The organism is Mesotoga infera, from assembly GCF_900157305.1.
Lineage (GTDB): Bacteria > Thermotogota > Thermotogae > Petrotogales > Kosmotogaceae > Mesotoga > Mesotoga infera.
Genome location: NZ_LS974202.1, coordinates 2,458,503 through 2,473,025, shown reverse-complemented (window position 1 = coordinate 2,473,025; position 14,523 = coordinate 2,458,503). Strand labels below are relative to the sequence as shown.

14 protein-coding genes are annotated in these 14,523 nt (G+C 47.0%); 9 read left to right on the top strand and 5 right to left on the bottom strand.

From position 1 onward, the window contains the following. Window positions 1-123 precede the first annotated feature (123 nt). Together MESINF_RS11300 and MESINF_RS11295 are read left to right on the top strand one after the other, a co-directional pair. On the top strand, window positions 124-609 hold the full coding sequence (locus MESINF_RS11300; RefSeq protein WP_169699922.1) for a ferritin: 486 nt from the start codon (window positions 124-126) through the stop codon (window positions 607-609). Between the two features lie 83 nt (window positions 610-692). After that, window positions 693-2,495 (top strand): 5'-nucleotidase C-terminal domain-containing protein, encoded by a 1,803-nt coding sequence (locus tag MESINF_RS11295; RefSeq protein WP_169699920.1) that lies wholly within the window; start codon window positions 693-695, stop codon window positions 2,493-2,495. Between the two features lie 148 nt (window positions 2,496-2,643). Here MESINF_RS11295 and MESINF_RS11290 read toward each other — a convergent pair whose 3' ends face one another. Beyond that, window positions 2,644-3,552 (bottom strand): proline iminopeptidase-family hydrolase, encoded by a 909-nt coding sequence (locus MESINF_RS11290; RefSeq protein ID WP_169699918.1) that lies wholly within the window; start codon window positions 3,550-3,552, stop codon window positions 2,644-2,646. 126 nt (window positions 3,553-3,678) lie between these two features. Here MESINF_RS11290 and MESINF_RS11285 point away from each other — a divergent pair, with 126 nt between their 5' ends. From MESINF_RS11285 to MESINF_RS11265, 5 genes are all read left to right on the top strand, one after another. After that, entirely contained in the window at window positions 3,679-4,017 is a 339-nt protein-coding gene (locus MESINF_RS11285; protein WP_169699916.1) for an ArsR/SmtB family transcription factor, read from the top strand. A 2-nt stretch (window positions 4,018-4,019) separates the two neighbouring features. Continuing rightward, complete coding sequence (locus MESINF_RS11280; protein WP_231936745.1) at window positions 4,020-6,074, top strand: heavy metal translocating P-type ATPase; 2,055 nt, start codon at window positions 4,020-4,022, stop codon at window positions 6,072-6,074. A gap of 22 nt (window positions 6,075-6,096) precedes the next feature. Next, a complete protein-coding gene (locus MESINF_RS11275) occupies window positions 6,097-7,302 on the top strand; it encodes an MFS transporter (RefSeq protein ID WP_169699914.1) in 1,206 nt (401 codons plus the stop codon). A gap of 529 nt (window positions 7,303-7,831) precedes the next feature. Then, window positions 7,832-8,674, top strand: a complete 843-nt coding sequence (locus MESINF_RS11270) for a DUF4097 family beta strand repeat-containing protein (protein WP_169699912.1) — start codon at window positions 7,832-7,834, stop codon at window positions 8,672-8,674. A gap of 138 nt (window positions 8,675-8,812) precedes the next feature. Continuing rightward, entirely contained in the window at window positions 8,813-9,436 is a 624-nt protein-coding gene (locus MESINF_RS11265) for a hypothetical protein (RefSeq protein WP_169699910.1), read from the top strand. On the opposite strand, the gene MESINF_RS11260 is transcribed toward MESINF_RS11265, so the two are convergent. Together MESINF_RS11260 and MESINF_RS11255 are read right to left on the bottom strand one after the other, a co-directional pair. Next, window positions 9,417-10,097, bottom strand: coding sequence for a DUF6062 family protein (locus MESINF_RS11260; protein ID WP_169699908.1), 681 nt, complete (start codon window positions 10,095-10,097; stop codon window positions 9,417-9,419). The two genes, MESINF_RS11265 and MESINF_RS11260, sit on opposite strands and share 20 nt — an antisense overlap. A 20-nt stretch (window positions 10,098-10,117) precedes the next feature. After that, entirely contained in the window at window positions 10,118-11,686 is a 1,569-nt protein-coding gene (locus MESINF_RS11255) for a hypothetical protein (protein WP_169699906.1), read from the bottom strand. 157 nt (window positions 11,687-11,843) lie between these two features. Between MESINF_RS11255 and MESINF_RS11250 the strand changes: the two genes are divergently transcribed. Beyond that, window positions 11,844-12,047 carry a hypothetical protein gene (locus MESINF_RS11250; RefSeq protein ID WP_169699904.1) on the top strand — a complete coding sequence of 68 codons (204 nt, stop codon included), beginning with the start codon at window positions 11,844-11,846 and terminating at the stop codon, window positions 12,045-12,047. A gap of 117 nt (window positions 12,048-12,164) precedes the next feature. Here MESINF_RS11250 and MESINF_RS11245 read toward each other — a convergent pair whose 3' ends face one another. Together MESINF_RS11245 and MESINF_RS11240 are read right to left on the bottom strand one after the other, a co-directional pair. Next, entirely contained in the window at window positions 12,165-13,103 is a 939-nt protein-coding gene (locus MESINF_RS11245; protein WP_231936744.1) for an HAAS signaling domain-containing protein, read from the bottom strand. Window positions 13,104-13,105: 2 nt separating this feature from the next. After that, window positions 13,106-13,429, bottom strand: coding sequence for a PadR family transcriptional regulator (locus MESINF_RS11240; protein WP_169699900.1), 324 nt, complete (start codon window positions 13,427-13,429; stop codon window positions 13,106-13,108). 810 nt (window positions 13,430-14,239) lie between these two features. Between MESINF_RS11240 and MESINF_RS11235 the strand changes: the two genes are divergently transcribed. After that, window positions 14,240-14,512 (top strand): hypothetical protein, encoded by a 273-nt coding sequence (locus MESINF_RS11235; RefSeq protein ID WP_169699898.1) that lies wholly within the window; start codon window positions 14,240-14,242, stop codon window positions 14,510-14,512. Window positions 14,513-14,523 lie beyond the last annotated feature (11 nt).

Below are 14,523 nucleotides of genomic sequence, written 5' to 3'. Positions count from 1 at the left end.
ACAGAGGTACAGGAACATTATACTACCGCTTGTTTAACAGTCATATCTATTCTTTGACTGGTGTTATACCGGTGGTAAAATATTCTGGAAGTACATATCACAATAACTAAGGAGGTCCAGTCTATGATAACTACGAGAATGGAAAAGGAACTGAACGCCCAGATAAAGGCTGAGTACGAATCGGCCTTCATCTATATGGCCATGGCTGCCTGGGCTCACAAGAATGCGTATTACGGGACGGCGAATTTCATGTGGAAACAGGCAAAAGAAGAGGAAGAACACGCAATGAAGTTTGTCGATTACCTGAAGGATGTGGATGGAACTATAGAGATCCCCGGACTCGAAAAACCCGAAGGAGAGTTTAAGTCTCTGCTGGATATTTTCGAGAAGGGCCTCGAGCACGAGAAGTACATAACATCGAGGATTCACAACCTCGTGACCGTTTCCGACGAAGAAGGCGATTACGCCACTAACGATTTCCTTCAGTGGTACGTTAAAGAACAGGTCGAGGAAGAGAGAAACTTCAGGGACATCGTCAAGCTCCTTAAAAAGGTGGGCGATCAAGCTAATGGAATAATGATGATCGATTCCAAACTGGGAGAGAGATAAAAAACACCGGGGATGTTGTTTGACGACATCCCCATTTTTTGATGAGTTAGATAAACAAGTTCAACTGAGAGGAGGGGTTAGCGATGCGCAAGTTGTTTCTGACGGTCCTTGTGGTGATATCCTTAGCCGTTCTGGTTTTGGCCACGCAAGTAAATCTGTCTATTATGCATACGAGCGATATTCACGGCAATGTCTTCCCGGTGGACTATGCGACCGGCAAGTCTTCAGCCGTCGGTCTTGCGAAAGTATCGACACTTCTGAAAGAAATGAGAAAAAGCAATCCCTACACACTCGCCATAGATACTGGAGATCTTATTCAGGGTACACCGTTAGCATATTACTATGCGAAAGTGGATAGCTCTGGCGAAAATCCAATGATAGCGGCATTGAACCATATGGGTTTCATCGCAAGCGTGATAGGAAATCATGAATTCAACTACGGTCCTTCGATACTCGAAAGGGCCATCGATGAAGCCGATTTCCCTGTGTTGAGCGCTAACATAGTCTTCGAAAGCAGCGGTGAGGCCGCTTTCACGCCATACATAATCGTGGAAGTGCCAGTTGAAGGCGACACAGTCAGGGTCGGGGTTCTCGGTCTTACGACTAGCTTCATCCCCAACTGGGAGGAACCCAAGAACATAGCCGGGCTGAGCTTTCTGGATCCCGTGTCAACCGCTTTAGAATACGTTCCCCAGCTCAGGGAGAAGGTAGATGTTCTAGTGGTTGCCTATCATGGCGGCTTCGAAAGAGATCTGAAGACCGGTGCACCAACCGAGGAACTGCTTGGAGAGAATGTAGGTTATCAGATTCTAAAAGAAGTGAAAGGCATCGATGTACTTCTCACCGGCCACCAGCACAGGACTATCGCCGAGGTTATCGATGGCACTGTGATCTCTCAGCCTTCCAACTGGGGAAAGGTCGCAGGTAAGATAGATCTCGTACTAGAAAAGAATAATGGGAAATGGGAAATAGTGGATAGAAGCATTGTCCAGGTTTCTATGGCCGGTTACGAGGCTGATTCTGCATTAATGGCAATGTTCCAGAGCTTTGAAGACCGTGTACAGAAATGGCTTGACCAGCCTGTCGGTATAGCGATAGGCGACTTCTACATCGACGACCCGCTCGTCGCCAGACTGGCCGACAACACGTTGATAGAGTTCGTAAACAGGGTTCAGAGCTCCGTAACCGGGGCTCCGATATCTTCCGTCGCGCTCTTCACAAACGATATAAAGGGATGGAAGACCGGGCCTATAACGATAAGGGATATAAACGCGGTTTATATCTATCCGAACACTCTGAAGGTAATAAAGGTCACCGGAGCAGATATCAAGGCCGCGCTCGAAAAGAGCGCCGAATACTTCACCTATGAAGACGGCGAGATAGTGGTCACAAACAGCTGGATCAATCCAAAGCCCTTGCATTACAACTACGACATGTGGGAAGGTATAGAGTACATAGTGGCCGCTGATAGACCCGTTGGAGAGAGGGTGTTGAGCATCCGTTTCATGGGAAAACCTCTGGAAATGGATGGCGAATACGAAGTAGTTCTGAACAACTACCGTGCCGGTGGCGGCGGCGGATATACCATGTTCCAGGGGAAACCGGTCGTAAGGGAGGTAATGCTCGAAGTTTCCGAAATAATCGCCAATTATGTACTTGAAAGAGTAGCCGTTAGTGCCACTCTCGATCACAACTGGTCGGTGGGCACCGGTTTCATCCACACAGTCGGCTGGAATGAAACGCTCAGGACGATCTCGGAAATGTACGGAATCGACGCTTCTGATATCATGAAATACAACCCCGATTTGAAGAGGGTCGAGAGAATCCCCGCCGGAACGAAAATTATCATCTATAAACCAGCGCTCGAAGAAGTGCCGGTGATGTGAGCTCGAAACCGAAAAAGGGCGGAGAGATCCGCCCTTTTTTTGCTTCTTAGCCAACTGAGGAAAACTGAGACCGGCAACCTTTCACCATTCGTTTCTAGTCAATGGAGAAGTTCAGTGTCTCCCGACTGGTATGGTCAATTGTATTTCTTCATTCGAAGTATTTTCTCGGCCCGTGCCCCTCGACTTTTTTCAGAAAATTTCTTACGATCTCCATGTATTCTTCGGGTTTTTCCAGGTGGTGTTCGTGAGAAGCATCTTCGATGATTTTCATTTCACAGTTGACTATCTCTCTACGGTAAAGTTCTGTCGTGGCGGGTGTCGCTTCGTCGAATCTGCCACATGTCAGGAGGACAGGAACATCTATTTCCCGCAATCTGTGAACGCAACTATAATTTCTAAGCGTACCCGTGACCGTGAACTCGCTCGGCCCGTACATGTGTTCATAAACGGCCGTGCCCATGCCTTCGAGAGCCCTGTTCAAGCAATCGGGCCACGGATCTAGGCGGCAAACATGGCGGCTATAAAAGGTCCTCATCGCGTCGGCGTATTCACGAGAGTCGAAGCGACCACTCGCTTCGGCCCTGTGTATGGCGTTTTGTTTTTCTTTAGGCAGGAAGGCAAGCAGTTTTCTAACGTCCTTTTCGAATTGTGGAATGCTCATAGCCGGTCCGGACAGTACCATGCTGACTACATCTTCAGGTTTGGAGAAAAAGTATTCGCAGGCCAAGATAGTTCCCCATGATTGGCCCAAGATATGTACTTTCCCCATCCCTAAACGTTCTTTAAGCAGATTCAACTCACGGACGAAACGTTCCACGGTCCAGAGACCTTTATCTGAAGGCCTGTCGGACCTTCCGCAACCTAGCTGATCGTAGAAGACAACCGGCCTTTCATCAGACAAAATCGAAAGCGGTTCAAGGTAATCATGAGGTACACCGGGGCCTCCATGTAGAGTTATTAGAGGTATTCCGCTCTTATCGGCCCCTTCGACATAGTACCAGATTTTTCCACCTTCTACTTCGATAAAACCTTCGACTCTGTTCCCGTTTTCACCCATCGATATTACCTCCCTTCCCAATCAATACGATTATACAACCGATTTACGTGAGGGTCGGCTTGACGGCTGGTGGTAAGAGAGACTATAATCGATTAGATAAATATCTAATTGAAAGGAATAAATTCTATGGTTGATTGTTGCTTTGAACATGAAACTAAAACAGATACGGCTTTTTTTAGGCTCAAGGCAAGTGAAGTCTCCGGACTTTCGAAGCTGTTCAAGATATTGGGAGACGAAACCAGAACCAGGATCGTGCATCTCTTGTCGATCACCGAACTCTGCACCTGCGACCTGGCCAGGGTCCTAAATCTTACGTTACCCACGATCTCCCACCACCTTAAGCTTCTGAAGGAAATGAGACTGGTAAGGAGCAGAAGAGAGGGAAAAGTCGTTTACTATGCATTGGCCGATGAACATATACTTATACTTGTCAAGACGGCGAGAGAACATTTCGAAGAGGTGTAGCGTTGAAGACAAGACATAGAATCAAGGGACTCGACTGTCCTGTCTGCGCAGCAAAAATCGAGGACAGGATAAAGAAGATGGGTTACAATGCAAGAATAGATCTCCCCTCACAATCGCTGATAATTGAAGATGGTGACATTGAAGAGATAAACAGAATCATTTCTAGTGTCGAGCCGGGTGCCGGAATCGCAGAAAATTCAAATGTTTCGCCGGTTGGGAGAAAACTAAAAATTCTTTTATTATCCTGTATCGTCTATATTTTTGCACTGATCACCGGCCGGTATCTTCATGGAAGTTATGAACCGCTCGAGTACGGAATATACATACTGGCCTATATTTTGGCAGGAAATGGCGTGCTTCTGAAAGCAGGAAAAAACATTCTTCATGGAAGGTTCTTCGATGAAAACTTTCTCATGACCCTGGCCACCGTTGGGGCTTTTCTGATTCACGAGCTACCGGAAGCCGTGGCCGTAATGCTTTTCTACAACGCTGGAGAGATTCTTGAGGGAATGGCGCTAGCAAGATCGAGAAAATCGATTTCTTCGCTAGTCAACCTAAAGGCCGAGACGGTAAACAAAATCGCTCCAGAAGGGATCGTGACAGTTCCGGCGTCGTCCATGACCGTAGGAGAGAGGTTTATCGTGAAATCGGGTGAGAGGATCCCCCTGGACGGTTCAATCGTTTCCGGGGAGACCTGGCTCGACCTTTCGCTTCTAACTGGTGAGAGCAAACCGGTGAAGGCCGGCGAAGGTTATAGAGTAGTCGCCGGGACAATCAATAGTACCGGCCTTATAGAGGTGGAGGCCACTGCCATTCTAGAACGGTCATACACCAGCAGAATGCTCCAGATGGTCGAAGAGGCCTCTTCCAGAAAATCCAGAACCGAACGCTTCATCACGAAATTCTCGCGGATCTACACGCCCATAGTAGTTTTGATCGCCGTCTTTCTTGCCACGGTACCGCCCTTTTTCACCGGAGGCAATTATAGCGAATGGCTCCACAGAGCTCTTATACTGCTCGTTATTTCCTGTCCGTGTGCCCTGGTTATATCGGTGCCGCTCGGGTATTTTGCCGGTATCGGAAAGGCTTCAAGAACCGGCGTGTTGATAAAAGGAAGCAACTATCTGGAGGTACTGGCAGGGATAGACATGGTCCTTTTCGACAAGACGGGCACTCTCACAGAGGGCAAATTTGGGATAAGCGAAATCTCCGGCCACAACGGAATGGCACAGGCAGAAGCGATATTGATAGCGGCGAGTGTGGAGAGCAACTCTAATCACCCGATCGCCAGATCGATTGTCGATTACGCTTTCTCGATCGGTTTCAAAAAAGAAGATTTTCTCGCCGTTAGAAACTACAGGGAGATACCGGGTGAGGGAGTTTACGCAATCGTCGAGGGTAACGAGGTAGCGCTTGGAAATGAAAGAATACTTAGAGGTCTGTCACTTTCCTCGTCTCCGAAGGGTAGGTCGAAGATTTATCTTACAGTTGGCGGAAAGCTGTCGGGAACGATAGACATCTCCGATAAATTGAAAGAAGACTCAAAAAAGGCAATCGAATCTCTCCGTGGACAGGGCTTGGCAAGCATCGCAATGCTCACCGGTGATTCCCCCGATGTAGCTGCAGCAATTTCGAGCGAGCTTGGTCTGGACTGGTACCAGGGAGGACTGAGTCCTGAAGGGAAGCTCGAAATACTTGAGAAATCATCCAGTGCGGGCTGTAAGATAGCGTTCGTGGGGGACGGTATAAACGACGCACCAGTCATAGTCAGATCTGACGTAGGTATAGCGATGGGGAGGGCAGGCTCCGACGCGGCGATAGAAACGGCCGATATAGTGATCTCCGACGATTCGCCCCTGCAGGTATCGAGGGCGATAGCTATTGCCAGGAGAACACGGAGTATAGTTTTCCAGAACATAAGTTTGGCCATAGGAACAAAGGCGCTTTTTATAATTCTTGGAGCTTTCGGGCTGGTCAATATGTGGGGAGCAGTCTTCGCAGATGTTGGTGTGGCACTACTCGCAGTTCTGAATTCTCTGAGGATCTTTCACGGCTGATTTCCCAGAGACCGGTGGTTCGATGAAGCCAGAAAAATTATATTATCTGTACAGCGGTTCCGTATATTTTTTCTTCAATTTAGTATTCACCATCAACGGTATCTACTTCGTCGAATCGGTAGGGCTCAATCCTCTCCAGCTGGTTCTCGTTGGAACTGTGGTCGAAACCTCGGCACTTCTCTTCGAAATACCCACGGGTGTCTTCGCCGATATGTATGGCAGGAGAAAGTCGATTATCATAGGGCTGACCATACTTGGTGTCAGCTTCATCCTCGAGGGGAGCCTACCATTTTTCTGGATCATCCTTCTGGCACAGATAATCGCCGGCGCCGGATATACGTTCCTGAGTGGTGCCGACATTGCTTGGGTCGCCGACGAAAGCGAAACGAAAAACCTGGATCCAGTGCTTTTGAAAGGAGTCCAGTTCGAACAGATCGGTTCGCTAGCGGGAATATGGGCCAGCGTTCTCCTCGGACTGTTTGCACTGAACTTTCCCATAGTTCTTTCGGGAGTTTCCATGTTCTTCCTCGCACTGATCCTGAGACGAATAATGAAGGAGGACAAGTTCAGTCCTAGGCACTTTGGTAAGCCTTTTAAAGACTTTCTTTCCACTCTTGCCGACGGTCTTGGACAGGTAAGGGCTTCAGCGAACCTTATAATAATCCTCTTCATCAGTCTGGGGATAGGTCTCTACAGCGAAGGGTTCGACAGACTCTGGATACTGAAGTTTCTTGCAGATCTGAGGATAACCGAGGAATTTGGATTACGCTACGTGCTGTGGTTCGGGGTGATAAACTCCGGTGCGTTGGTTTTAAGCATCGCCGTTCTATCTTTCCTTAAAAGACTGTCTTCCCGCAACTCTTCAAAGCTCCTGCTATCCTACTTGGTCATCTTGAACACCATTCTGGCCGTGGCTTTCATCGGATTCGCCCTCAGCGATAACTTCCCGCTGGCATTGGCCTTTTACTGGGCTGGCTTCGTAGCAAGGCGCAACGATTATCCTCTCTACGCCAGTTTTACCAACAGACAGATAGAAATTTCTGGCGTAAGAGCGACAGTCATCTCCGTGGCCAGACAGTTCGATTCGCTCGGCCAGATAATCGGAGGCCCGATAATCGGCCTGATAGCTTTGAGTTCAACTACCATCGCCCTGGGAATAACGGGATTGCTGGTTCTTCCCGTAGTACTGCTCTATATCTGGCTTCTCGGAAGAGAGAGCCGTCCTTAGCCCTTCGCCCAGGAGCGTGAAACCGTCCTTGGAAAGAGCGAGAAGAGGAGAGAAACGGAGACACGCGAAAAATAGGCAGGCGTGAGGAGAGTCATCACTCTCAATTTTCAATTTTGCTTACTAGTAAGCGTAGCGAACTATCGAATACGATCTTTCGCACGTGTTTTCGCCATGAAAATAAAACGCACAACCCACTACTCATGACTCACAGAAACCCTTAAGACGATTCTCGTCATATCGAAAGCGTAGTGAACCTCTCGATTGCGATCTTTCATTTTCATAGGTCTTCTTCAAACTATACACACATAGATTAGAATTATTTGGCTACAAAAAAATAAATATGAATACTAGGGTTGACAAATTGAATATTATGAATTATATTATCAATGATTCGAAAATAAAACCAAAAAAGGAGAGGATTATTATGAAAAAGAGGAGTAATTTCCGCAATTACGAGAGTTTAGATAAAATTACTTTCGATATTCATTCGAAGATGTACAGAATTACTATGGGAATATGAGGTAGATCGATGAAGAAAACGCTGGTTTTGATTCCACTGGTTTTTTTGATATTTCTTTCAACGGGCTGCTCGTTGATTTTCACGACGAGAATCAGCAGCCAGTACGAGAAGGAAATCGATATCCTTGAGACGAAAGCCATTAGAGTCATCGGTATAAATGGCTCGCTCACCATTCTGGTCTGGGAGAAGGACTATGTAAGAGTGACTGGGACGAAGTTCGTGTCAGGATTGAGCAGTTCGCAAGTAAAGGCCTTCAACAACTCACTCGACGTTATTTGGAGCAATCTGGGAGAGACCCTCGAGATAGGGCTCAGTAGAACAGATCGACCCAACGGAATAAATTACGGAGTTTCAATGACCGTTTATGTTCCGAGGGAACTGTACGAATCTCACTTTTATAAGACTTCTAACGGTTCTGTGAGTATTTCGGGGATATCCGGAGAATGCGTCATAGAGTCGAGCAACGGCAATATAAACATCACCGGTTTCGAGGGCAGCATCCATTCAGTGACTTCGAACGGTGGTTATAAGATCAGTCATTGCAGATTGTATGGTAACAATCATTTCAAAACGAGCAACGGATCGGTAGCCGTTAAGTTGCTCACCGCTCCGACCGGAAGACTGGAGATCTACACAAGCAACGGAAAGATAGATTTCAAGTTCCCCTGGACCGCTGGAGCCTTTTTGACAGCCACTACATCCAACGGAAACGTTGATGTTCAGGGTTTCAGATCGGTTTCTTTCAAAAAGATCGACAAGAACGATCTGAGAGCCGAAATAAATAGCTGGGGGGATCTGGACCTATCTCTCAGAACATCCAACGGAGATATCACCCTGAACGGAATGCAATAATCTTCTTGAACACCCCGGACACTTCATATTAAGACCTTTCTTCTACGGCCCCGCAAGGGGCCTTCTCAATTTCTTTCAGAGAACTAATTACCAGTTTTGAGCGTCTATTTTCTGAATCAAAAAAAGGGGGTGTCTCTCTTGAAAAAAGTCATATCCACTGTGGCGATAACGGTATTTTTCGTTTCCTTTTCAATGGCACTTGTTGTCGGCTCGCATGTGCCAGAGTCATTCTCGGATTGGCGTTTCCTGCGTGCTCACGTCTTTTCCGACTATGTGGTGTACGAACTCATGCAAACTGACATGGCGGGTTTTGAGGTGAAGGTCGTCCAGACCGGCCCCACCACAGGGCTCAAAATCGGATTCTTTTCCAGACCGATCTTAGTCGTGGAGGACGGCCCTAACTTCTTCATGGGTCTGTGGAAAGATGTCTTGATTATAGACACAGGAACGGCTCCCGAACCAAGACTCCTCTCCCTGTACTATATACCGGAAAAGAGACTCGTTCATCGCGACTCGTATTTCTCACCGATCGTAATCGATGGGGAACGGTTGCTTTATTACAGAGATATCGGGTTGAGATTTTATGATTCCGACAACGAGAAAAAACTTCCGGAGGAGCTGAGGTTTCTAGAAGAGAACCTCGTGTCCATGCTCAAAGACCAGCCATATCTGGGTGTGGCCATCTCTGAGAAGGTATATCTGGATCTCCTGATCTTCGAACTGGTAAATACGGGCGAATACGTTATTCGTTATGTCCAGTGACCCGCGCCTCTCCGATTATCCTGGATGCGGTGAGCCAGGCGTTTCTATCATCGCCTATGGGCGAAGTGTTCCTGTAGTCATGTTTACCGATGTACCTTTCGAGCATTTTGACCACCGATTCGACCTTGCTTTTCTGAAGAGCCACAAACCATTCGGCAGTGGCCGTTCTCATGGAAACGACAATTTCTCTTGCGTGGTCAATACACAGAATGGAAGAGGACTCTTCATATAGCTTTCTGATCTTCTCCGAATCGAAGAACTTCGCTATGGCTATCACATACCTCTTTCCGCTCTCTCTGGATACTTCGCAGAGATGGCAGCTACCGGTGCTTCTGGATGATGGCGCTTTTTTGAAGAGCTTTCTCTCACCCTGGCCGATCAAATCGAGCTGTCCGATGAGCAACTCTTTGAAGACAACCGAGACCGGGAGACTGCCGATATCGGATTTCTCTCTTGCTATTTCCACGATCCGTCTGGAGTGTTCTCGACACAGTCCTCCCGATTTCAATCTGAACCTGGCATCTTCATTGTGAAGAAGATTATAGAAGGCACCGTAAATCCAACCGTCCACGGCTTTTGAACGGGCCGAACAGACTGGACAGGTACCGGTTCCTGCGAAAAGCTCTACAACTTCGCTTTCAACCACGGTTTCTACTCTCAACTCTGTCCCCCTTCGATCACTCATTTGCCCAACCGCAGAAGCCAGGCATCTGTTCCGCCATGGAGGCCGCTGAGAACGTCTCTGTCGTTTGAGGAAGTAGTGCCGATCACTATCAGCTCTCTCTTTTCCGTCTCCCCGATTCTCCTGCCGCTGTCGTTCTGAGTGCCCCCGAAAGTGGCTTCCCATTCTAGGTAGCCATCCATTCCTAGCTTTATCACCCAGACGTCGCTCATACCTTTGTTGGCTCTCACGTCGCGGTTGGTAGATTTAGTATAACCGCAAACAGCGTAGCCTCCGTCGGCAGTTTCTATGATATCGAAGGCCTCTTCATCGTTCGTACCGCCGTACGTTTTGCTCCATAGCAACTCTCCGTTGTCCTTGAATTTCAAGACCCAGATGTCTTTTCCACCCTTATGGTCATTCACATCTCTTCCGGTGGAGGCCGTGTAACCGGCTACGATCAAACCGTCACTGACCTCTTTAACCACATGTGCTCTCTCGTCTGCCGTACCACCGAGGAGGTCCTGCCAGAGGATGTTGAGTTCACTATCGACCTTGAGAATCCAGAGATCCTCGCCTTGAGAACGGTCGATATTTTTCAGATCGCCGTCGCTGGATTTGGAATAGCCGCAGAGAAGATAACCGCCGTCGCGTGTCTGGACGCCATAGAAAAGTTCATCTGTACCACTGCCGCCGAAGGACTTTCTCAAATTCGATACGAGAGTCCCGTAAGAACTCATTATCGACGCCCAACCATCTATATCGCCGTGTTGACCGGTTCCTTCGAAATTGGAATCGTTCGAACCAGTCGATCCGGTAAGGATCAAACGTTCACCGACGGTTACGTTCACCGAATGTGCATAATCGTCGCCGCTACCGCCTATGTATGTCTGCCAGCCAATCGTGCCATCATTCAACAGCATGATCGCATAAGCATCTGTTCCTCCATGGTAGGGATAGCCACTACCTGTGAAAGGTATATCTTCCGAATCTGTCCAGCCGACCGAAACGGTACCACCGGTTATTCGAGTCGTATCTGAGATAAAATCATCGCCCGAACCGCCGTGAGCCTTTCGAGGCGAGACCAGAAAACTGTTTGAAATATATTCCAGTGGAGGAACCCAGAAGTCGAATCCGCCGTTGTTGCCGACTATAAGATTACTATCAGTCGAGTCGGATGTAACGCCGGACACCAGGCTCGAAGTACTCTCCACTATCAGACCGAAACCGGTTTCGTCACCATTTCCGCCCAGAGTGATTTCATTTACCAGCTTAGGAATATAGATAGCTTTAATAGCCGTGTTCTCTTCGATTACTATCTCAACGTTGGCTTCTTCATTGAGAACGTTGTTCACTAGCCATCCTGCAAAGTCGTATCCGGGGACGAGGGGAGCCTTAATAAGTATCCTGTCACCTCTCTTGGCAGTAGTCCGGTAGGGAAGCTCTCTCTCCCTCTTTCCCACGGTTACACTCTCAAGCAAAGGCGTGCTGGTGATAGTCACCTGATATCTCTTCAAAATATTGATACAGCCTGAAAGCGCTATCAGTAAGAGTACAAAAATTATCGCCAGAAAAATCCTTCTGGACATCCAATCACCCCCAAGTTATTGTCTCCCATTCGATATATTCTATAACGAGATAAAGCCATTGCATAAGGAAATAAACAGGCCAGAAGGTTAAGATACTTGTTTTTCCCGCCCCATGTGATAACATTAATAATGAATATTCAGTGGAGGTGTCCCCTTAGTGGAAAGCGACAGTTGCAGTAATTATCATGAGTGTCCCATAGTGAAGGCTTACGAACAGGGAAAGATAGACAGCGAATGGATCAATATGTATTGTCACGATAGATGGAAAGATTGCGAAAGATTTCAGCTCGAAGACCTCAGCGATTACTCTTACGAATTCGTTCTTCCCGATGGAAGCGTTGAAGAGAGATTGAGACGGTGATTCCCGAAAATCGATTGTTACTTAACAGCATCTCTTGCTCCTAATTTCCTCTCGAGAGAGAGAATTAGAAGCAAGAGTTAGAAACCCTCAAACTATAGGTTATCGGCAATAGGGTTCTTACGTGTTGGTGGATGCAACTATCCTACTTGCCCAGAATCTTATTGTCTCGATAACAAGCTCTACTATGGTCACCAAAGTTATGAAGACGAGTATTCCGATCAGGAGAGGGTGGCCAGTGCTCTCCGGAGATATGCCGAGGAAATCGGCTATTCTTCCGGAGTAATCGGGTGAGACTACGATCAGAAGAAAAATCAGCCCGGCGATGTCGGAGGCTATTTTCACAATCCTTGAGTAGTTGAACACGTTTATAAAGTTGAAGATCGACGAGATCGTCAATATTCCAAAGCCGAGGAAAAGTCCGTATTTCATAGTGTCGAGCGCTGCGATAGCCAGCGTATTCATCTGACCGTCAACGAAATAAACCGGTCCGTAAGTGAAGCCCAGATATGTGATCGCGACTCCTACTATCGATGCCACAAGAGTGGCTATTCTCTGGGCCAGCGAGGGGACCTTCTCGTTCTTCAGAAACCATGTGAAGTACGGGAGTCTCGACGTGGCACCCGCCTTGGTGACAAAGTAAAGGACAAGACTGACCAAACCGAAATCGAAGATAAAAGTTACCGGAAGCTGTGACAGGACACCCAGCAAATCAGTGTTGCTGAATCTGAAGATTGCACCGTTCTCTCCGAAGATCAGGCTCAAAAGATGTAGTCCAATGTGGATCGCGAAGATTATTCCAGTGTACATGAATAGATAATTCTTAAGATGAGGGGCTATTATAGGGCCATCCTCGTAATACCTGGCAGCGACCTGCTCGGGTGAACCGTACTCCTTTATCGCGATTGCGAGGCTGGTATCGTTTATCTCTCCGCGTTCGCGCTCGGCTTTTTCCAGTATATGGCTCTCTATCTCTCTCAAGATCTCATCGACTTTTTCCGGCTGCCTCCCCGGTAGAAAAGTCCTAATGTTGTCCAGGTACTTTTTCAGTCTTTCCATTTTCATTCCTCCCCAACGAAGCTTTTTATCAGTCTATCCTGCTCTTGCCAGATCTTCAGTAAGTCCTCTCTAACTTTTCTACCAGCATCAGAGATTGAATAGTACTTCCTCGGTTTATTTTCCTCGACTCTCCACTCGCTCGCCAGTATCTCTTTCTCCTCCAGGCGTCTTAATAGAGGGTAAAGAGTGTTCTCGTCTATGATGAAGTTGCGTTCCTGAAGTGTTCTCACGATTTCGTACCCGTACATCGGCTCATCGAGCATGACCATCATCAGCAACTGGATGAATCCCCTGTTCATTTCCGTGGCAAGCTTTCCTATATCCATATCATCACCTCGGTATTGTGTTGATATGATTATACTGTATATCACACGGTATTATTATCACGAAATAGTACAGTATATGTTAAATGTTTTTTCAACGAAGATGAAGGTTTATAGATCACGTGCTTGAATAATGTTGTCAGGGAAATTGACCTTAATACCGAAAGAGAAAGTGTCTTTCATAATGACAGCTGCTTCATATGGTCAGACTACTGTCGAGTAATTTTGTAGTAAGTTTGTGGAAAAGATCGCAATGCCTGATCGTGGTCCGGCATGACGGGAAGGGAGTAAGACTGTCATCCCATAATGGTTTTATACGGGATCTCGCTCTTCTCGTCCGTCTCTAAACAGAGGTAAGAGGTATGAGGTCAGAGGTAAGAAGATCAAGATCTTCACACCTCCCGCCTCTTACCTCTAGCCTCAGGTCCCCAAGGACGGGTCCATGAACTGGAAAGAAACAACCAGGGACGACTCTTCCCGCTCCCAACTGCTCGCCTGAGATTTCTTGTTGCTTCGCTTCCCCATGTGTAATACATAGTTTCTTTAACATATTAACTTTATAGTTCCTATTTGCAGCCACGCATAGTCAGTATAGAATTGACCGATTCTGATATAGTTCGTTTAGCTATCTTCGTAATAAATGACTGAAAAGGAAGAAATAATTATCTCTTCAGTCGGCGACAAACGGAACGATTATAATTTCCATATCTTACTAAGATTGATCTCTACTTAATTAATTAAGTATTAATGGCTCTTGGAATTTTTTTGTAACATGATGTATTATATATGCATTGATACGATGGAGGGAGTATCATGGCAGTCGAACGAGATGGAAACTATTCTGTAGTTGTGATGCGCGATTTCGGAAAGGCCTGGAAACGGCGCACAGCCAGAGTAATGCTCAAGAAACCTTCTGTCACCGAAGAGGAACTGAAGAATATCACACTTCAACTATGGGAAGAAAACGGTCAAGATGTGGACGAGATGATAACCGTTTTCTTTCTACCCGGAATGAATACCGATTCGGTAGCTTACAGTTTCGGTTCATGTATGAAGGACGGCATACCCAAAATCAGCTACAGGTAACCGCGCCGAAT